Raw genomic sequence first — 19,734 nt, forward strand, 5'->3', positions numbered from 1 at the left:
CGGCGCCTGGGCTACCGCGCGCTTAGAAGCAAGAGCAAAAGCAACTGCAACTGCAACTGCAACTGCAACTGCAAGCCGCGCGCCCTGCAAGATGTATTGCAACTGAAATTAGTCTTGTAGGGCCATAGAATATCACCCTAGCCAAGGCTCATCCCCAACAACCCTGGTGAATCATCGTGCTCGTTCGTTCATATAAAAAAGCGGCGGAATAACCCGCGATCACGCCTAGGACGAACGGACACGCCATGACACTTCGCACCCAATCACTTTCACGTACCCAGATATTGCGCCTAACCTTGCTAGCCGTTGCCCTCTCACCGCTTGACCACCTACCCGCCCTGGCAGCTGATCAGGTGAAGACCATCAGCCACGATATCGCCGCAGGCCCCCTCGACAGCGTACTGAACGAATACGCCCAGCGCGCCGCCCTTTCGGTGTCGTTCGATCGTAACGCCCTCGCCGACCTGCGCTCGAGCGGCCTGCAAGGACGCTACGGCGCATGGGAGGGGCTTAATCACCTGTTGCAAGGCACTGGCCTGCGCCTTAGTCGCGACACCAATGGTGGCTACCTAGTGCTCCCCCCCGCCCCGAGCAACAGCGGGGCGATTGAACTGACCGCCCTGAGCATTTCCGGCAAGGCCCCCGGCGCACTCACCGAAGGTTCAGGCGCCTACACGACCGAATCGTCCAGCAGCTCCACGCGCCTGAACCTGTCACTCAAGCAAACCCCACAATCGATCACGGTCCTGACGCGCCAGCGCCTGGACGACCAGAAGCTCGATACCCTCACCGACGCACTGGACGCAACCACCGGCATCACCGTCATTCGCGAAAGTCTGGGCGCCGACAGTACGGCGTACCTGTCACGGGGCTTTGCCATCCGCAACTTCGAGATCGACGGCGTCCCCACGTCGGCGAACATGGACAACTACACCCAGAACACGGCCATGTACGACCGCGTGGAAATCGTGCGCGGCGCCACGGGCCTGATCAGTGGCATGGGCAACCCATCGGCCACCATCAACCTGATTCGCAAACGCCCCACCGTTGATCCTCACGTGCAACTGAGCGCCGAGGCTGGTAGCTGGGATCGCTATGGCCTGGGTGTTGATGTGAGCGGCGCGCTCGATGAAAGCGGCAGGCTGCGCGGCCGCCTGGTGGCCGATCACAAGGACCAGCACGCCTGGATCGACCGCTTTAGCCAAGCAATCTCGACCCTATATGGCATCACCGAACTGGACCTGAGCGACACGACCCTGCTGACGTTGGGCCTCAGCCATCAGGTCACCCACAGTACCGCCCCCATTCGCACCGGCTTCCCGCTGTTCACCACGGACGGGGCACGCACACATTTCTCCCGCTCGTTCAATACCGCGCCAAACTGGAGCTACTATGATCGGCAGCAAAGTACCCTCTTCACCTCGCTTGAACATCAGTTCGCCAACGGGTGGAGCGGCAAGGTGGAGTACACCCACGCGCGCAACGACTACGACACCGTGATCGCCTACGTCGATGGCGAAATCGACCCAGCAACCGGTGCCGGTGCAACGATCAACCCGACACGCTGGAAGGCAGCGCCCACCCAGGACAGCCTGGACGCCTATCTCACCGGCACCTTCGACGCCCTGGGGCGCGAGCACGAATTGATCGGTGGCGTGACCCTGTCGCGGACCGAGGAAAGAGGCACCTCCAACTTCGGCGGCTGGCAGAGCGCTCGAACAGGCTACGACGACACCATCGACAACATCTTCAACTGGAACGGGTCGTCCCCCAAGCCAGTGTTCACCCAAATCGGTACCACCGACATGACCGAAACCCAGTACGCCGGCTACTTGACCTCGCGGCTGCACCTGAGCGACGCCGCCAGGCTGATCCTCGGGGCGCGCGTGGTCGACTGGAACAGGGTGAACAAGAGCGCGCTCTATAGTGGCTCGCGTCAACGCACCGAGCGCACCGAAAATGGTGTGGTCATCCCCTATGCTGGGCTGGTCTATGACCTGAACGATACTTGGGCTGCCTACGCCAGCTATACCCAAATCTTCAACCCGCAAGGTAACCAGATCCGCGACGTCAAGGGCTCGCCCCTCGATCCACAGGAAGGCACAGGCTACGAAGTAGGATTGAAAGCCGACCTGCTCGACGAACGCCTGACCGCGAGCCTGGCCCTGTTCCGAGTAGAGCAGGACAACCTGGCAATCGCCGATGGGCGCCTGCTCCAGCCCAACGGGTTTCAGGCGTATCGCGCCGAGAGCGGCACCACGAGCGAAGGTGTGGAGCTTGAGGTCAACGGTGAGCTGGCTGAAGGCTGGCAGGTCACGGCGGGCTATTCCTATAACGTCAGCTTCGATACCAACGACGAGCGCATCGTCACCGAGATTCCGCGCAACAGCGTGAAGCTGTTCACCACTTACCGCCTGCCGGGTGGGCTGGATAAATGGACTGTCGGCGGCGGGTTCAACTGGCAAAGTGAAACGGGCTACGCCTTGAGCTACGCCACCACCCAGAGCAGTTATGCGCTGGTCAACCTGATGACTCGCTACCAGGTCACTCCACAGCTTTCAGCCAGTGTGAACGTCAGTAACCTGTTCGACAGGCACTACCTGACGACCACGGCGGGTGGCATCTACGGCGCCCCACGCAACGTCATGACAACGCTGCGCTACAACTTCTGAGGCCCACACCCGCCAGCGGATAAGCGGGCCCATCAATGACGGGCCCGGTAGTCACGCCAGTTCTCCCTCCCAGGGATGCTCCAGCAGCAGCCGCAAGGTCAATGACAGGGTCAGCTGGCGCTCGGCCGCGCTGCGCTCATCGGCAAGTTTACCCACGGCCTCGATGATCTGCTGCTCGGTCATACCTTCCTGGCCCTGCAAAAGTGCCTCGAGCTGGACGTGGTAGGGCTGGTTCAATGTCTCGTATTCGTTTGCATACGAAGTGCGCACAAAATCCATCCAAAACGTGCGCTGCAGTAGCGAATCGGCAATCCGCGCGTTGCTTTCAGCCAGCAGAATACTGCGTGCGGCTTCACGCAGACGCACATCGTCGACGTCGGAAAATACCCGGTGATACATGTAGCGTGATTGAGCCGGCAGTCCCAACGGCCGGACCAACCCTGCCCGATATGCCAGGTGTATCTCCACTTCATCGATCAGGCCGTAGGGGTTGCTGGCCCGCTCGCTGGCAATGTGCTGGGCTGCGACACGATCCACCTCGTCCAGGCGATACAGCTCGCGGCCAATGCGCACGAGAGCAGGCGCCGTGTCTGCGGCGGCAAGCCCTGCGGTGCGGGTCGCGACCAGGGCACGCACCTCGAACAGGCTAAGCATCAGCAGCATCTGATCAGCACAGGTGCGCGGGCCCGCTGCCTGCTGGAAGACAGCTTCACGGACCTGCGAATGCTCGACACACACCTCGATCAACGCCCAGATGCGCCTGCGCAGATCGATGCCTTGAAAGTCATAGTCGTTCGAGCGCCCAAGGTCGTTGAAGAACCGCATCAGGTCATCGCTGCCAGGCTCGTCGGTCAGCGCCGCCCAATGCTCGGAGCGAATCCCACGCTCCTCAGGGCTGGAGTCCGCCAACCAGCGCTCAAGGGATTCTTGCCCGCCAGGGCCATGACGGCGCACAGGCAAGGCCGTTGCCCCGACTTCGCCCAGCGTGCTGCGTAGCGCGGTCTGGGTGGGTTCGGGCACAGGGTTATCGTGCAGGCTTAGCCCAGCCAGACGCCGGTGGGAGTGAGCAAGGGTCGGGCTCATGCCCGCGATATGGTTGTCGCGAAGGTCGATGTCTTCCAACGCGGGGTGCATGTATGCCTCTATCGGCAACTCGTTCAAGCCCGTGCCACGCAAGTGCAGCCGTTGTAGATCCAGCAACCGTCCCAGCGGTGGCAGCCGACCGATAGGGTTATGCGACAGGTCAAGGATGCGCAACCTGGTCAATGCACTGAGCCTGGCCAGGCCTGCGTCGTCGATCACGATCTGGTTGCGCGTCAGGCGCAGCTCGGTGAGCTGGGTCAGTGCCTGCAAGCCTTCTGGAACACTGCTTAGCAAGTTGTGGCTCAAGTCCAGGGTGCGTACATTGGGGAATCGCTGGAGAAACCCCTCGGTGATGCCCGACAAGTAGGCGCGGCGAATTGTCAGGTGGGTGACGTGATCGAACGACGCTTGCTCAGGCAACAGCGGAAGACTTTCGATGCGCTCGCTGTCGATGACCAGGCGGTACTCGCCATCGGCATCGGGTCGCTTACGCCGCCAGCATTGGCGGATGCGACGAGCAATCTGTCGACGGCGCTCAGGCAAAGGCGCAGTGGTTGCTTCTCGGCGCCAGGCTGCCAGGTTTTCACCCAGATCGACAAGGCACTGCTGCAATTGGCGCAGGTGATCCCACGGTTGCTCGCCCTGCAACCGCACCCGCTCAAGATACACTTCGATTTCCATCTCGTTCAGCGTCGGGAAGATCTGCTGGTAGCCCCGAAGCATGGCTTGCCGCGACCCTTCCGGACGGCCACTCAGCCTATAGCCGATACGTCCATCACCAAGGCGCATCGCAGGCCTTGGCTTGCCCACCGGCACCATGCCCAAGAGCCGCGCAGCCTGTGTCCGGTCAGCAAAAGCACGGTCTGCCAGCGCGCTGGCAAGATCGGCCGGGGCCCCCGAGGCCGCCCCCATGGCAACGCGCTGCTCGGGGTCAAGGGTGCGCAGCAATGCCTGGAAAAAATCATCACTGGCCACAGCACCGTGCAGGGGACGTCCTGCATGATCGGTTATCAGGTACCCCTGTGCCTTATGAATCAGGCAGCGGGTCTCGGGTGCCGTGTCAGCGCCTACGCTGGCTCGCATATCGCCCCCGAATTGCGCCTCGTGCACTTCTATCTTGACTGCCGCAGCCCAAGGCCAGTCGCGGTGCAGCAATGCCAAAGCCAACCGCTCGGTATCCCTGTTAACGGCGTTGGCCTGCTCGAAACCGGCACACGCACGATCCAGGCGTGCGTCATGCAACGCCCATCGTGCCCGCTCGGCCAGCGCGAGCGGCACTTTGCGTTGCTCCAGCAACTGCCTGAGCTCGGTATCGCCCGCGGCCGTGAGCAACTCCCGGCCAGCGCGCGTGGAAAGTGCTGGAAAATCGCGGTGCAGCGGCTCGGCCGCCAGCGCGGGCACTTCCTCTGCCTCATGCCAATGCGCTTCGAAGGCTTGTCCACGCAGGCGGGGGAACGCTCGATGCAGCTCGTATCTGTGCACGGCATCACACAAGCGCGCAGGTGCAGGTGCGTTTTCAAGATGCAAGCGACGCAACGCGGCTTCGTCCAGCCCTACACTGCGCAGCACCGCGCGCACCGCTGCTGGGCTAACCGAACTCAGGTTCGAGCCCAGACGCGCCACCAGCATGCCGACGTCGGACCACTCCTGAGGGCGCTCCAGTGCATGGCGCATCCCGCCCGCCTCATTGTCTTCCAGGCTAACAGCAGGGGCTTGGACACGCTGCGGATGCTCAATCGTCGCGCGATACTCACTAGGCCCCAACCTGTAGGCACTGCCCTCTACGGCCACGTGTAAACGCCCATTGAGCAAACCCCGCTGCCCGGCCATCAGGTCCGAGTCGGGAACCGCATAACCTGGCAGGTCGACCCGGGCCAGGCGCTGCTCGCCCGCAGGCGTCAGCACAGGTGCCAGTTCATCGATGACGCCCTCTCGCGCCAGCATCCGGCCCGTGGCTGCACCGACAGCGGCGCCTACCCCAATCATGACGACGTTTTGCGCCACCGACATCAGATGACCGAGCGCTGCCTCTCGATCGCCAAGCGCCCACTCGTGGTAGCCATCGATCACGTCATCGGTAACCTGGCGCGCCGCCAGTGCGAGCAAGGGCAACCCGAGCTCGGGTACGAAGAAACTGGCCAAGCCCAGCAGGTCCAGCCCGAGACCCTTGAGTAAGTGGTTACGCCGGTCGCGCGCTTGACTGTCCACCGCCGTGCTGGGCACAGCCAGGGACTGCGCGTCCTCGAGCAGGGTATCGACCTGGACGCTGCGCAGGTGCGCGATCAGTGCACCGTGGATGACTTGGTGGCGACCGTCCAGTTCGATGGGGTCCTCAGCCGCTGCGCTGCCCAGCGCATGCTGGAAGCGCTGGCTGAAATGCAGGCGATCATGCTCCTTGATGAAGCGCTGGAAGAACTGCCGGTACGCAGGGTCGCGCAAACGCGTGCCAAGGCTGCGAAACAACTGCGACCACGAAGGGTAAGCGCCAATGGCGCCATGGGGATCGTCAGGTATCCACACGATCAGGTTCTGTGGCGCGGATGAGCCGTGCTCAGACGCAGGTTCGAACACCGTAACACCGGTCACCACTCGGCCAAACAGCCGAATTTCGCTGAACGCGCCTGGCAGTGGCTCGACAGCGCCGGCTACAGCACTGACCAGGCGATCAAGCTTCGCACCCTTCACGACGCCCTGTAGCCGCGCGAGCTCTACAGCGGCCAGTAGGCTGCGGCGCCACCCCTCTTCAAGGTCCGCGTTGACTTCGCGTCGGCGCTTGTCGTCGGCAAACAGCACCTGCTTGAGGTGCTGCTGGTAAGCAGCGCCCAGGTCCAAGGACCGACAGACCCCCGCGAAAGCCCGCGGACGCAAGGGGAGCACCGTCCCATCCGCATCCAGCACGTTCGACTGTGGCAACCAGGCTACCTCGGCGGTCTCTCGCCGATCAAAATTGTGCAACGCACAGGCCAGCAAGGGTTGCTCCAGCGTCTTGGGAACCACGCGATCAGGAATGGCGGTTACACCGGACGGGTAACGTACATGCACCACGCGATGAAGCCTGGCAGCTCGGACGTCCACCGGCCGGTGCAAGAGCCTTTGCAATGCCGCCTCAAGTAATGTGCTGGCGAAGTCGTCCAGAGGCTGCACTTGGGCGAAAACGGCCTGAACCTGCTCACGCGCCCGTTGCTGGTCAAGCAGCGCCTGATGCAGGACTTGGAGCTGCTCGACCGTGGCATCAGTCATCCAGGGTGGCAGTCGGTCGGCGATGAATGCATCCACGGAATCATCGGAAAACGGCGAGTTTGTCATGAAGCACCTGTGAGTCGCAAAAGCGTCACTCAGCCAGCTTCGAGACCTGTCTTTGAGGTAGTTGTCTAACGCCACCCACATGCAGCGCGGTGCATAGCCCGGCGTCACCGACCTCAGTCTCCCCACACGTGGCCAGTTGCGCTACAATCGCGCCCGGGTGCTAGCTGCTTGGGGCAGTGAAGCAGGTTAAACAAGCTACGCAGGTCGGGCCGCCATGCGGGAGTTATTGCGCCTATGCAAAACACGATAGTCCCCAAAGCACAGCAACTGGCCGAGCGCGCGCTGGCCAGCCTCGAACGTTTCCTGCACATCGAAGCCGTCAGTGGTGTGGTACTGCTGATCGCCGCCATCGCCGCCCTGATCTGGGCCAACTCCCCGGCCGCCGCCAGTTACGACGCCCTCTGGCATACGCCAATCACGCTGGGCATCGGCTCGCTGGTCTATTCCCAGTCCCTGCATTTCTGGATCAACGACGGCCTGATGACGATCTTCTTCCTCGTGGTCGGCATGGAGATTCGCCGCGAGATTCATGAAGGCGCCCTTTCCAGCCTGCGCCAGGCGTCCTTGCCCATGGTGGCAGCCATGGGCGGCGTCGCCGTGCCTGCCATGGTCTACCTGGGCTTCGGCCATGCGCCCAGCGAACAGCAAGGCTGGGCCGTGCCGACAGCCACCGATATCGCCTTTGCGGTCGGCGTATTGGCGTTGCTGGGCAAGTCGATCCCGTCGAATATTCGCGTCTTTCTGCTGGCCCTGGCGATCATCGACGACATCATCGCCGTGCTGATCATCGCCGTGTTCTATTCCGGTGGCCTGGACTACCTAGGCTTCGCTGTCGCGGCAGTGGGCGTGCTGCTGGTCCTGCTCATGCAGCGCATTGGCGTCGGCTCGGCCTTCGCCTACGTCATCCCAGGCGCGATCACATGGGTGGGTGTGCTGATGACCGGCGCCCACCCTACCCTGGCAGGCGTCGTACTCGGCCTGATGACCCCTGTCACCAGCCGACCCATGTGGGAGCGCCCCGTAGAAGCCGTGTCGCGCCTGAGCGATGAGGTGGTCGGCCGCGCCAAAGCCGCGGCCCAAGACGCAAGCGAACTGCTGACGCCCCTCAAGCAGCTGCGCGTGGCCCAACGTGAAGTGCTGCCGCCGGTGGTGCGTGTGCAAAGCGCGCTGCACCCTTGGGTGGCATTCGGGATCATGCCGCTGTTTGCCTTGGCGAATGCCGGGGTGAGCCTGTCGGGCGTCAACCTGGACAGCGAGACGCCGCGCTGGGTGATGGAGTCGGTGATGGCGGCGCTGGTCATCGGCAAACCAGTGGGCATCGTCGGCATCAGCTGGCTGATGGTGCGCCTGGGCGTGTGCTCGCTGCCGCCAGGGGTCAACTGGAGCGGCATCACCTTGATCGGGCTGCTGGCCGGCATTGGCTTCACCATGTCCATCTTTATCGCCAACCTGGCGTTCGCCAGCCCAGCGGCGCTGGGTGCGGCCAAGTTGGGCGTGCTGGCAGGCTCGGTGGTTGCGGCCACGCTGGGCCTGGCATGGGGCGCGTGGCGCGTGCGCGGTAAACACAGGTAGCGCCGACGCTGTTTCCCCATGCTCACGCGCATGGGGAAACACGCTTAAGGCTTGCCAACGGCCGCTCGTCGTCCCAATCATCGATCCGAATCAACCCAGGGCAACGGGACCTTTCGAACAGGTACGAGCATTCTCAACTGCAGGAGCTTTTACCATGCGCGACTACCCTACCCCGCCCTTCCCCTCCCAACCCCAGACAGTGCCCGGCTCCCAGCCGAAAATGGACCCGGTACCGGACTGCGGCGAGCAGACCTACGTCGGCCATGGCCGGCTCGAGGGCAAGAAAGCGCTGATTACTGGCGGCGACAGCGGCATTGGCCGCGCAGTGGCCATCGCCTATGCCCGTGAAGGCGCCGATGTCGCTATCTCCTACCTGGACGAACACGAAGACGCCAAGGAGACCGCGCGCTGGGTCGAGGCAGCCGGGCGCAAGTGCCTACTGCTGCCAGGCGATCTGGCGCAGAAGCAGCAATGCCATGCGATCGTGGAAAAAACCGTGTCCGAATTCGGCCGCATCGACATCCTGGTCAACAACGCCGCCTTCCAGATGGCCCACGAAACGTTCGAGGAAATCGAAGATGACGAATGGGTGAAAACCTTCGACACCAACATCACGGCGATCTTCCGCATCTGCAAGGCCGCCTTGCCGTCCATGCCCAAAGGCAGCTCGATCATCAACACAAGCTCGGTCAACTCCGATGATCCGTCTTCCTCGCTGTTGGCCTATGCGGCGACCAAAGGCGCCATCGCCAACTTCTCCGCAGGGCTTGCGCAACTGCTGGCCAAAAAAGGGGTACGCGTCAACAGCGTAGCGCCAGGCCCGATCTGGACGCCGTTGATCCCCGCGACCATGCCCGACGAAGCAGTCAAGAATTTCGGCTCCAGCTACCCCATGGGCCGCCCGGGCCAACCGGTGGAAGTAGCCCCGATCTACGTGCTGCTGGGTTCGGACGAAGCGAGCTACATCAGCGGCTCGCGCTATGCAGTGACAGGCGGCAAGCCCATTCTCTGACAGACGCAGGGCTCTGCACCCGCAGAGCCCTCCACCACCTCACGGCATCAGAATCGCCTGAGCGTGGTCAATGCAAGGCACCGGCATGCTGTCCCTGCTCACCATGAGCCACTGGCGCATGCGAGCAGTGTCGAATATCTGGCCTTCTTCCATCATCGTCAGAATCAATGCCTGGGACATTCGGTAACACCCACACTGGGCGCACTGGCGCTGCTCCCACCCGCCGGCACATTCGACGGACTCTGCTTGTCCTGCGCATATCAGACAGCTCATGTAAGCCCCCTTGTTGTTCTTGTTCACCAACGCGTGGTCGCATGACCCACCCGACCCGGGCATGGCCAACTTCCATGAGATATCCGTGCCAACGCTTAAATTCCGTGAAATACGCTGCCCGATTGTCGGTCAGGTCAGCAGTTGACTGAGCACCGCGCGCAGTTTCCCGGGTTTTACCGGCTTGTTCAGTACCGGCATGCCCAGCGCCTGGAACGCCCGCCTGCCTTCGTCGCTGCGGTCGGCGGTAATGATGACCGCAGGGATCGTGCACCCGAATTGCTCACGCAACCGCTCAACCACGTCGCACCCCAAAACGCCATGATCCAGGTGATAGTCGGCCAAAATCAATTCTGGCGGCCGACCCTGCAGCGCGATACAGGCCGCGTGCTGATCCAAAGCCGTGACGACCTCGCACCCCCATTGGCTCAACAAGGCGCCCATGCTGTGCAAGATACTCGACTCGTTATCCAGCACCAGCAGCCGCCGCCCCGGCAGTGGGTCCCCCATGCTCGGCTGCAGGAGGACCACTGGGGTAGCAGCCGGCAGGCAGCTTGCCATTGGCACCTCAATCGTGAACACCGACCCTCGTCCGGGCCGCGACCGCACCCGTACCGGATGCTCGAGTATCTTGGCGATGCGCTCGACGATCGCCAGGCCCAGGCCAACCCCCTTGCGCTCGGCTGCACGGCCCACATCCAACTGGTTGAACTCGAGGAAGATCGACTCCAGGCGATCTTCCGGGATACCGCGCCCGGTATCCCATACCTGCAGCGCCAGGTAATGGCCACGCCGCTGCGCCGCCAACAGCACGCCGCCCGTTGACGTGTAGCGGCAGGCATTGCTGAGAAAATTGCGCAGGATACGGGTCATCAGCCGCAGATCGGTGCCCACGGCAACGTCGGGAATGCGCGCCCTGAGCTTGAGCCCTGCGGCGTCGGCCACTGGCTCGAACTCAGACACCAGCGGCGCGAACACGGTGCTCAGGTGGTACACGCCCATGTCCGGCTTCACGGCGGCCTGATCAAGTCGCGAGATGTCCAACAGGTCAGTCAGCAGGTCTTCGGCCCCTTCCAAGGCCTGGTGAGTGCGCTCCACCAGCAGTTGTTCGGCCTGCGCAAGCGGCCGCTCGCGCAGGGTCGCGATCAGCAAGCGGGCGGCATTGAGCGGCTGCAGCAGGTCATGGCTGGCCGCCGCCAGGTACTTGTCTTTGCTGCGATTGGCCAGTTGTGCGGCGTCCCGGGCGTCGCGCAGGGCCCGGGCGATCTGCTTGCGTTCGGTGATCTGCTGGTGCAGGTTGCGATTGGCTTCGAGCAGTTGGTCGGTCCGGTCGGCCACCCGCTGCTCAAGCTCATCGTTGAGTTGCTGCAAGTGCTGCTGCGCCAGCTTGCGCTCGGTAATATCGGCCACGAACCCTTCCACCAAGCCCTCATGCCCGGGTTTGCGCAACAGGTTCATGAGCACGTCGATGTGGCTGCCATCACGGCGCCGCAGGCGGGTTTCGTAACCGTGCAGGCTATGCTCGCGCGCCAAGGTCGTGGTGATGGCGTGCAGTTCCTGAGCACCCCCGACGAAGAGGTTGGCGCCAAGGTCGGTCAACGAGAACAGTACGGCCTGAGGGTCGTCGTAGCCCAGCATCCGCGCCAGGGCCGGGTTGGCAGCACGCATGCCGTCCTGCAGGCTGGCCTGGAAGATGCCGTGAACGGCATTTTCGAACAACCACTTGTAGCGGTTGCGCTCAGCTTCCAGTTCCTCCAGCCGCGCGGCCAGCTCCGGGTAATGACTCTTGCGCGCGGACTGGTCGCCCAGCCCGAGCAGCCCGGCCAGTGCTCGCTGCTGCGCTTCAGAGGGCTTCGCCATAAACGACCTCGACGTCTCGCTGACTGGAGGCACGTGGGTTGGTCAGGATGCACGGATCGTCCATTGCGTGCTGCGACAGGAATGGAATATCGCTGGTGCGCACACCGTGCAGCCCGAGTGTTTCATGGAAGCCCATGGCGTATTTCAAGGCGATCAGGTGGTCGACCAGACGCGCGCAGATCTGCCGGTGGTTCAGGCCCCGGCAATCGATGCCCATCACCTCGGCAATCACCTTGAAACGCTCTGGCGCCGAGCTGTAGTTGAACGCCACCACATGCTCGACCAGCACCGCGTTGCACAGCCCGTGGGGCAGATCCAGGAAGCCGCCCAGGCTGTGGGACATCGCGTGCACGGCGCCGAGGATGGCATTGGAAAAGGCAAGCCCCGCCTGCATGCTGCCCAGCATGACTTTTTCGCGCAGGCCGATGTCGGTCGGATTGGCGATCATCTGCACCAGGTTGCCGTTGATCAGCCGCATGGCTTCAAGGGCATGGGGGTCGGTCAAGGGGCCGTGGCCGGTGGAGACGAACGCCTCGATCGCATGCACCAGGGCATCGATCCCGGTACAGGCCGACAGAAACGGGTCCATGCTCAGGGTGGTCTGCGGATCGATCAACGACACGTCGGGCACCACCGCCTTGCTGACGATGGAGAACTTCATGCGTTCCTGTTGGTTGGAGATGATCACGAACTGCGACACATCCGCCGAGGTGCCGGCCGTGGTCGGGATCAGGATCAGCGGGGGGCTGGGCACGCGGATCATGTCCACACCCTCGAATTCGAGGATGCTGCGTCCGTGCGCCACCACGATGCCGATGGCCTTGCCGCAGTCCATCGGGCTGCCCCCGCCGACTGCGACGATGACATCGCAATGGTTTTGCCGGTAGATCTCGGCGCCGAGCATCACCTCCTCGACCCGGGGGTTGGGCGACACTGCGCTGTAGAGGCAATAGTCGATGCCCTGGGCTTGCAGGCTGGCCTCGACGTCGGCCACCCACCCGGCAGCGATCACCCCGGGGTCGCTGACCACCAGCACCTTGCGGGCCCCGAAGGTCTTGGCGTAGTTGGCCACGTTATGCCGGCAGCCGGCACCGAAGATGATTTCAGGCGAAACGAATTTGCGTAGCGGGCTGAAACTCTGGCTCATGGGCAAGCCTGATCTTATTGTTCTGGAAGGTGAGTGCCAGCGTAATGCATCCATCCACGAAAGCAACCAGACCTAGGTGGCATCGTCGCTCACTCGACCCAGGCCCTGACCCTGGCGAGCTCGAGAAAGCCCAGCACATCCTCCTCAAGGCCTCGCACGTCCCCATAGCGCTGACGCAAGTGCTCGATCACAACGGCCACGCTGCGCTGCCCGTCCAGCAGTTCCAGCACCCAACCGGCACTGCCGGTCAGTTCGATGACCATGCCCGGGCATTGGAGCACATGCATGCCGGTACTCGGCTCCCAGCGCAAGCGTGCCCGCCGGTGCACTTGCAAGGCCTGCTGACGGCTGATCGGCTCCACGGCTCAACATGTTCCTGGCGGGTAGAAAGACGCCGGCCACCGCGAGGGTGGCCGGCGTGCGGATCAACGGTTAGCGAAGTACATCGTCACTTCAAAGCCAATGCGCAAGTCGGTGAAGGTGGGTTTGGTCCACATGGCGTGTCCTCTTCTTGGGCCGGACGATTCCGGTACAGCCATTAATGCACGGGCAGCCGCGGGGCCAAATGCTACTTTGGAACGAACTCACGGCGCCCATGGACGAGGGTGCCTGAGCCTTAGAAGAAGCCCAGTGGATTGATGTCATAACTCACCAGCAGGTTCTTGGTCTGCTGGTAGTGGTCGAGCATCATCTTGTGGGTTTCGCGGCCCACGCCCGACTTCTTGTAGCCCCCGAACGCAGCATGCGCCGGGTACAAGTGGTAGCAGTTGGTCCAGACGCGCCCGGCCTTGATGCCGCGGCCCATGCGGTAGGCACGGTTGATATCGCGGGTCCACACGCCAGCGCCCAGGCCGAATTCACTGTCGTTAGCGATGGCCAGCGCCTCGGCTTCGTCCTTGAAGGTGGTCACACCCACCACGGGCCCGAAGATTTCCTCCTGAAACACGCGCATCTTGTTGTCGCCCTTGAGCAGCGTGGGCTGGATGTAATAGCCGCTGGCAAGGTCGCCCTGCAGGCGCTCGGCAGCGCCGCCGGCCAGCAATTGCGCGCCTTCGTCCTGGGCGATCTGCAGGTAGGACAGGATCTTGTCGTACTGCTGCTCGGAGGCTTGCGCGCCGACCATGGTGTCGGTATCGAGCGGGTTGCCACGGCTGATCTTGGCGATCTTCTTCATCACCTCGGCCATGAACGGCTCGTAGATCGATTCCTGGATCAGCGCCCGCGACGGGCAGGTGCACACCTCGCCCTGGTTGAAGAAGGCCAGGACCAGCCCTTCTGCCGCCTTCTCGATGAAGGCGGGCTCGGCCTGCATGATGTCCTCGAAGAACACGTTCGGCGATTTACCGCCCAGCTCTACCGTCGAGGGGATGATGTTGTCCGCAGCGCATTTCATGATGTGCACGCCCACCGGCGTGGAGCCTGTGAAGGCGATCTTGGCGATGCGCTTGCTGGTGGCCAGGGCCTCTCCGGCTTCACGGCCAAAGCCCTGGACGATATTGAGCACGCCAGCGGGCAGCAGGTCGGCGATGAGTTCGGCAAACACGGTAATCGACAGCGGCGTCTGCTCGGCGGGCTTGAGCACCACGCAGTTGCCAGCGGCCAGTGCCGGGGCAAGCTTCCAGGCGGCCATCAGCAAAGGGAAGTTCCAAGGGATGATCTGCCCCACCACACCCAGCGGTTCATGGAAATGGTACGCGACGGTGCCCTCGTTGATCTCGGCGGCGCCGCCCTCCTGGGCTCGGATGCAGCCGGCGAAATAGCGGAAATGATCCGCCGCCAGCGGCACGTCGGCATTGAGCGTTTCACGAACGGCCTTGCCGTTGTCCCAGGTTTCGGTAATCGCCAGCACCTCCAGGTTCTGCTCGATGCGATCGGCGATGCGCAGCAGCATCAGCGCGCGGTCCTGCACCGAGGTTCTGCCCCAGGCATCGGCCGCGGCGTGGGCGGCGTCCAGGGCCTTGTCCACATCCTGGGCGGTGGACCGCGGAAATTCGGCGATCGGCTGGCCGTTGACCGGCGAGCTGTTGGTGAAATATTGCCCCGCCACTGGCGGTACGAACTGGCCGTTGATGAAGTTGCCATAGCGTGGCTTGAAGGACACGACGGCGCCTGGGGTTCCGGGTTGTGCGTAGATCATGCTGAGCCTCTGCGGGTCGATGCCTGCCTGCGACAGGCGATACGACGATGGTAAAAAGCCCCGCTTGCCAGGCGAATGCATCGTTAGCAGCGGGGCGCTCGTCATTTGGTAGTAGGGTTCAGCGCTGCGCGGTTGCGCTGGCGCCCTGCAATTGCTTGGGCAGCTTGAAGGTCCAGAGCATGCCGCCCTGGTTGAAGTCCTTGACCCGCTTGGCCACCTCCCCGCCCCACAGCGGTACAGCCCCGCCCCAGCCGGAGACCACCGACACGTACTGCTCGCCATCCATTTCCCAGGTCACCGGTGAGCCAAGGACACCGGAGCCGGTCTGGAACTCCCACACCTTCTCGCCGGTCTTGGCATCGAAGGCCTGGAGGAACCCCTCGGGGGTGCCGGTGAAGACCAGGTTGCCCTTGGTGGTCAGCACCCCACCCCACAGCGGGGCGTAGTTCTTGTGGCGCCAGACTTCCTTGCCGCTGACCGGGTCGATGGCACGCAGTACGCCGATGTAGTCTTCGTTCAGGGGCTTGATGGTGAAGCCTGCGCCCAGAAACGCTGCGCCTTTCTTGTAGGCGATGCCCTCGTTCCAGATGTCCATGCCCCATTCGTTCGAAGGCACGTAGAACAGCCCGGTGTCACGGTTGTAGGCCATGGGCATCCAATTCTTGGCGCCCAGGAAGGCAGGCGCGACGAACACCGAGCTGCCCTTGGCCTCGCTGCCCGGTGCGCCCGGGCGACTGGCGTCGTTGTAGAGCGGGCGACCGTCCTTGTCCAGGCCCGTGGCCCAGGTGATCTTGTCGACGAAGGGGAAGCCGCGGATGAACGTGCCGTTGGTGCGGTCTAGCACGTAGAAAAAGCCGTTGCGGTCAGCCGTGGCGGCGGCCTTCACCTCCTTGCCCCCGTCCTTGTAGTTGAACGCTATCAGCTCGTTGACGCCGTCGAAGTCCCAGCCGTCGTGGGGCGTGCTTTGGAAGTGCCACTTGATCGTTCCATCGTCCGGGTTCAGTGCCAGGCGCGAGGACGAATACAGGTTGTCGCCGGGACGCAGGTGCGAGTTCCAGGGGGCGGGGTTACCGGTGCCGAACAGGATCAGATTGGTTTCCGGGTCATAGTAGCCGCCCAGCCAGGGAGCCGCGCCGCCGGTCTTCCACAGATCGCCCGGCCAGGTCTTGCCGGCTTCACCGCCCGAGATGCCGTTCTCGATGGCTTTGCCGTCCTTGTAGACATAGCCCATGTGGCCCTCGACCGTGGGCCGCATCCAGAGCAACTCGCCATTCTCCGGATTGTAGGCCTGGATCTTGCCCACCACCCCGAATTCGCCCCCGGCAACGCCGGTGATGAGCTTGCCGTTAACGATCATGGGCGCCGCGCTGATGGAGTAGCCTTCCTTGTGGTCGGCCACTTTTTTGCTCCAGACCACTTTGCCGGTGTCCTTGTTCAGGGCCACCAGTTTGGCATCCAGGGTGCCGAAGAAGACCAGGTTGCCGTACAGCGCAACCCCTCGGTTGATGACATCGCAGCAAGGGCGGATATCGTCGGGCAAGCGGGCATCGTACTGCCACAGCTTCTTGCCGGTGCGTGCGTCGACGGCGAATACCCGTGAGTAGGAACCTGTGAGGTACATGACCCCATCCTTGATCAACGGCTGCGCCTGCTGGCCGCGCTGCTTCTCGCCGCCAAACGAGAATGCCCAAACCGGCCGCAACTCCTTGACGTTGCGGGTGTTGAGCATGTCCAGCGGACTGTAGCGCTGGCCCTGCACACCCAGCCCGTTGGTCACGATCTGCTGGGGGTTCTTGGGGTCTTGCAGGATCTCGGCATCGGTGACGCCGGCGTGGGCTGCGCCGGCAAGCAGCAAGGCGCTGAACACAAGGCTCAAGGCAAACACGGGACGGCATGGAGTACGGGTCATGGCAGCTACCTTTGGCTTTTTGTTATGCCGGGAAATTTTCCCGGTGTGGCGGGAATTCTTGTTCCCGCCCTGGCTGCCAGCAATTGACCGCAATGCGCAAAACCCTAGTTCCTTGGTACAAGGGAACAGGGCCTGGCCGTTATCAGGGCCTCACATCCACCCGTTGCATCACCTGCTTTTCATAGCGTGGGTACAGGTGACTGACACTTCGAATCAGCTCATAGCGCGTCAGGCTGATCGCGGCAAACCGCTCGGGCACAGGGCTGCGGATCATCTCGACCATGTCGGCGCCCTGCTCGGCGCCTTCGCGCATCAGGCCATCCAGCCAACGCAGGTAATCGTGCATCTGGGCAAAGGGCCTGCTATCGCTTGCGACAGGGCCATGGCCCGGTACCAGTTGCTGCCAGGGCAAGGCCTGCAACGTGTCCAGGTCACGTTGCCAGACGTCCAGCCCCGGGCTGTTGGGCGTGGTCAGGGCACGCTCGTAGAACACCAGGTCGCCCGCGAACAGCACGCCGGTCGTTTCATCGAAAATGGCCAGGTCAGCGCCGGTATGCCCTGCCAAGCCCAACAGGCGCAGTCGATGCCCGCCCACTTCACGCCTGCCGGGTTGTACCACCTCGGTCGGCAAGACCACTTCGGTGCCTCGCATCCAGTCACCGACCAGACGGTACATGTTCTCGGTCATGGCATCGCCCTGCTGGCGCAACAGCTCGGTCGTACCGGCCAGCGCAGCGATCGGCACCTCGGCGAATGCCTGGTTACCCAGCACATGATCCGGGTGGTGATGGGTCAACAGGACTTCGATGACGGCCTTGTCCGTGACCCCGGCGATTGCCTGGCGCATGGCCTCCCCATAGCGCTTGGACGGCCCACTATCGATCACCACCACACCGGCGTCGGTCACGATGAACGCCGTGTTCACGACATTGCCGCCGTTGGCCTTCTGGAAATTGTCGGTACTGCCTTCAAGTACCCAGGTGCCCTGGGCGATCTGTCGCGGCGCTAGCCGGTAGTCGAAGTCGGCCAGCGCCGGCAGGCCCACGCCCAGCAGCAAGAGCATCATCCATCGCATCAGGTACCTCCCATGGGCATGAAACCACGCCGGCCACGTTCAAGGCACGGCGGCTTCGAACCGATTGCCGCTGTTGTCCTGAAGCACCAGGCGGATAGGCCCCGGTGCGCGTACATCGAACCCAAGGCTTGGGTTTTCACTGACCGCCGGATAAAGCACCAAGGTCGCGATCTGCTGCCCGTGTTCATCCAGCAACTCAGCTTGGTTGATGAAGAATTCGGGAATCCCGCTGACCAGGCCATTGTCCATGGGGTGAGCGATCTGCAGGCGCAAGCGGCTGCCATCCTGGCGCCGATAGCGCCCCCCGAGCACTTCACCCAAGTGCTCCTCCCATCCAGGCTGGGTGCGCACCACGCTGGGTGCGGTGCACCCCCCACCCGCTGCGTCGACCAGGGCCGATCCCACATGCCAGGTGCCGTCGCGGGTCAGCGCCGCTGCGCGTAACGGCGTAGCCTGCTCGACCCGGATGCGCACCGACAACCAGGGCATGACCTGTTCCCCAGGTTCGAAGTCGACGATGCGCGGCAACGGATTGAGCTCGGCCCAGGCCAGAATCCGCACCACGTCAGGCAAGGCCCGAGCATCGATCTCCAGCGGGACCTGGCGAGCATCCTCGGCAAAAGGCGGCGCCAGCACCTTGACCCGATCATCGAAGACGAACGGCGCCTGGTTCAAGATCTGCTTGTGGTAGAACGCCCACATCACCGAAGGGACAGGGTCGGCATTGCTGGCAGGTGTACCGCCCAGCCCATGAGCCGACCCGCTCAGGATGCACACCAGCCCCAATCCCGCTCGCCAGTTCATCGTCCGCTCCTATTGGTACATCTCCGGGACTTCGTAGCGCAGCCCGTAGTGCGCGTAGAGCGCCTGCATGCGCCCCTCGCGGATCATCGTTTCCAGGGTTTCTTCCAGGGCATAGGCCAGCTGCCGGTTGCTTTCGTGCACCGCCATTCCGATTTCCCAAACCTGCTTGCCCAGGCTGGGGTAGGCGTTTTCAGCCACCTGCAGGTGCCGATCGCGGGCCTGGTGCAGTTGCCAATCCACTTCACCGCGCATGGCCATCACCGCATCCACCTCGCCCTTGCCCATGGCCGCGAACGCTCGCTGCACGCTGGGGTAGTGGCGCGCGCTGGCACGCAGTAGCCCGTCGAACACCGATGTCAGGTAGAACGAAGGCACGCTGTCCACCTCGACCCCGACCGGGTGACCCTCTAGCGCCGCGATATTACTGACCGCAGGCAGGCGCCTGCGATCGAACGCCACCTGCCAGCGCTCCTGCTGGTAAGGGCCGAACATCACCACCTGGCCGTTTTCCAGCTCGCCCAATTCGTTGCGCTTCTGGGTATAGGCCTGGTCGTAGGGCACGCGCATCATCACATCGGCCAGCTGCTGGTGACGCAGCGGGCTTGCTCGCCAGATGTAATCGCGCAGGTCGTCGTCGAGCTTCTCGCCAGGCGGTGCCCAGATCAGTTGCAGGCGTACGCCCAACCCGTCGGCCAGCGCCTGCGCCAGCTCCACGTCCACCCCACGGGCCTGGCCATGGTCCTGGAAACTGTAGGGGGCAAAGTCCTTGTAGACCGCCACCTTGAGCTCGCCTGCGGCGATGATCGAATCGTAGTTGCGCAGCTGCGCCTGCACCGGTGCATCCCCTAGCAGCAGGCCGGCAATGACGCAGAACATGGCCGCCCAGT

14 protein-coding genes are annotated in these 19,734 nt (G+C 63.1%); 3 read left to right on the top strand and 11 right to left on the bottom strand.

All coding sequences use genetic code 11. The features are described 5' to 3' along the window. The first annotated feature begins 245 nt into the window (after positions 1 to 245). Positions 246 to 2,672 (top strand): TonB-dependent siderophore receptor, encoded by a 2,427-nt coding sequence (locus PFU01S_RS06795; protein ID WP_028687024.1) that lies wholly within the window; start codon positions 246 to 248, stop codon positions 2,670 to 2,672. Between the two features lie 51 nt (positions 2,673 to 2,723). Here PFU01S_RS06795 and PFU01S_RS06800 read toward each other — a convergent pair whose 3' ends face one another. Then, a complete protein-coding gene (locus tag PFU01S_RS06800) occupies positions 2,724 to 7,061 on the bottom strand; it encodes an NEL-type E3 ubiquitin ligase domain-containing protein (protein WP_028687023.1) in 4,338 nt (1,445 codons plus the stop codon). A 234-nt stretch (positions 7,062 to 7,295) separates the two neighbouring features. On the opposite strand from PFU01S_RS06800, the gene nhaA reads away from it, so the two are divergent. Both nhaA and PFU01S_RS06810 read left to right on the top strand, forming a co-directional pair. Continuing rightward, positions 7,296 to 8,633, top strand: coding sequence for a Na+/H+ antiporter NhaA (gene nhaA / locus PFU01S_RS06805; protein ID WP_027914788.1), 1,338 nt, complete (start codon positions 7,296 to 7,298; stop codon positions 8,631 to 8,633). Positions 8,634 to 8,787: 154 nt separating this feature from the next. Further along, entirely contained in the window at positions 8,788 to 9,645 is an 858-nt protein-coding gene (locus PFU01S_RS06810) for an SDR family oxidoreductase (protein WP_027914787.1), read from the top strand. 39 nt (positions 9,646 to 9,684) lie between these two features. Here PFU01S_RS06810 and PFU01S_RS22350 read toward each other — a convergent pair whose 3' ends face one another. The 10 genes from PFU01S_RS22350 to PFU01S_RS06855 form a co-directional block, all read right to left on the bottom strand. Next, complete coding sequence (locus tag PFU01S_RS22350) at positions 9,685 to 9,825, bottom strand: hypothetical protein (RefSeq protein ID WP_165919249.1); 141 nt, start codon at positions 9,823 to 9,825, stop codon at positions 9,685 to 9,687. A 222-nt stretch (positions 9,826 to 10,047) separates the two neighbouring features. Further along, complete coding sequence (locus PFU01S_RS06820; RefSeq protein WP_027914786.1) at positions 10,048 to 11,775, bottom strand: PAS domain-containing hybrid sensor histidine kinase/response regulator; 1,728 nt, start codon at positions 11,773 to 11,775, stop codon at positions 10,048 to 10,050. Further along, on the bottom strand, positions 11,759 to 12,922 hold the full coding sequence (gene ercA / locus PFU01S_RS06825; RefSeq protein ID WP_027914785.1) for an alcohol dehydrogenase-like regulatory protein ErcA: 1,164 nt from the start codon (positions 12,920 to 12,922) through the stop codon (positions 11,759 to 11,761). Before ercA ends, PFU01S_RS06820 begins: the two co-directional genes overlap by 17 nt. Positions 12,923 to 13,011: 89 nt before the next feature. After that, a complete protein-coding gene (pqqD, locus tag PFU01S_RS06830) occupies positions 13,012 to 13,284 on the bottom strand; it encodes a pyrroloquinoline quinone biosynthesis peptide chaperone PqqD (protein ID WP_027914784.1) in 273 nt (90 codons plus the stop codon). Between the two features lie 63 nt (positions 13,285 to 13,347). Continuing rightward, positions 13,348 to 13,419 carry a pyrroloquinoline quinone precursor peptide PqqA gene (pqqA, locus tag PFU01S_RS21680; RefSeq protein WP_080672057.1) on the bottom strand — a complete coding sequence of 24 codons (72 nt, stop codon included), beginning with the start codon at positions 13,417 to 13,419 and terminating at the stop codon, positions 13,348 to 13,350. 119 nt (positions 13,420 to 13,538) lie between these two features. Continuing rightward, the gene (gene exaC, locus PFU01S_RS06835; RefSeq protein ID WP_028687022.1) at positions 13,539 to 15,059 is read right to left on the bottom strand and encodes an acetaldehyde dehydrogenase ExaC; all 1,521 of its coding nucleotides are present in this window, start codon (positions 15,057 to 15,059) and stop codon (positions 13,539 to 13,541) included. A gap of 118 nt (positions 15,060 to 15,177) precedes the next feature. Beyond that, entirely contained in the window at positions 15,178 to 16,968 is a 1,791-nt protein-coding gene (pedH, locus tag PFU01S_RS06840) for a PQQ-dependent alcohol dehydrogenase PedH (RefSeq protein WP_027914782.1), read from the bottom strand. Positions 16,969 to 17,110: 142 nt separating this feature from the next. Next, entirely contained in the window at positions 17,111 to 18,043 is a 933-nt protein-coding gene (locus PFU01S_RS06845) for a quinoprotein relay system zinc metallohydrolase 1 (protein ID WP_028687021.1), read from the bottom strand. A 39-nt stretch (positions 18,044 to 18,082) separates the two neighbouring features. Next, a complete protein-coding gene (locus PFU01S_RS06850; RefSeq protein ID WP_028687020.1) occupies positions 18,083 to 18,847 on the bottom strand; it encodes a quinoprotein dehydrogenase-associated SoxYZ-like carrier in 765 nt (254 codons plus the stop codon). Positions 18,848 to 18,856: 9 nt separating this feature from the next. Continuing rightward, the gene (locus PFU01S_RS06855; RefSeq protein WP_088523007.1) at positions 18,857 to 19,723 is read right to left on the bottom strand and encodes a substrate-binding periplasmic protein; all 867 of its coding nucleotides are present in this window, start codon (positions 19,721 to 19,723) and stop codon (positions 18,857 to 18,859) included. Positions 19,724 to 19,734 lie beyond the last annotated feature (11 nt).

Source organism: Pseudomonas fulva NBRC 16637 = DSM 17717 (genome assembly GCF_000730565.1).
GTDB lineage: Bacteria > Pseudomonadota > Gammaproteobacteria > Pseudomonadales > Pseudomonadaceae > Aquipseudomonas > Aquipseudomonas fulva.

Bases quoted from the DNA above. Each gene is read 5' to 3' on its own strand.
- PFU01S_RS06795 (WP_028687024.1), top strand. From the start codon at position 246: ATGACACTTCGCACCCAATCACTTTCACGTACCCAGATATTGCGCCTA.
- PFU01S_RS06800 (WP_028687023.1), bottom strand. From the start codon at position 7,061: ATGACAAACTCGCCGTTTTCCGATGATTCCGTGGATGCATTCATCGCC.
- nhaA (WP_027914788.1), top strand. From the start codon at position 7,296: ATGCAAAACACGATAGTCCCCAAAGCACAGCAACTGGCCGAGCGCGCG.
- PFU01S_RS06810 (WP_027914787.1), top strand. From the start codon at position 8,788: ATGCGCGACTACCCTACCCCGCCCTTCCCCTCCCAACCCCAGACAGTG.
- PFU01S_RS22350 (WP_165919249.1), bottom strand. From the start codon at position 9,825: ATGTCCCAGGCATTGATTCTGACGATGATGGAAGAAGGCCAGATATTC.
- PFU01S_RS06820 (WP_027914786.1), bottom strand. From the start codon at position 11,775: ATGGCGAAGCCCTCTGAAGCGCAGCAGCGAGCACTGGCCGGGCTGCTC.
- ercA (WP_027914785.1), bottom strand. From the start codon at position 12,922: ATGAGCCAGAGTTTCAGCCCGCTACGCAAATTCGTTTCGCCTGAAATC.
- exaC (WP_028687022.1), bottom strand. From the start codon at position 15,059: ATGATCTACGCACAACCCGGAACCCCAGGCGCCGTCGTGTCCTTCAAG.
- pedH (WP_027914782.1), bottom strand. From the start codon at position 16,968: ATGACCCGTACTCCATGCCGTCCCGTGTTTGCCTTGAGCCTTGTGTTC.
- PFU01S_RS06845 (WP_028687021.1), bottom strand. From the start codon at position 18,043: ATGCGATGGATGATGCTCTTGCTGCTGGGCGTGGGCCTGCCGGCGCTG.
- PFU01S_RS06850 (WP_028687020.1), bottom strand. From the start codon at position 18,847: ATGAACTGGCGAGCGGGATTGGGGCTGGTGTGCATCCTGAGCGGGTCG.
- PFU01S_RS06855 (WP_088523007.1), bottom strand. From the start codon at position 19,723: ATGTTCTGCGTCATTGCCGGCCTGCTGCTAGGGGATGCACCGGTGCAG.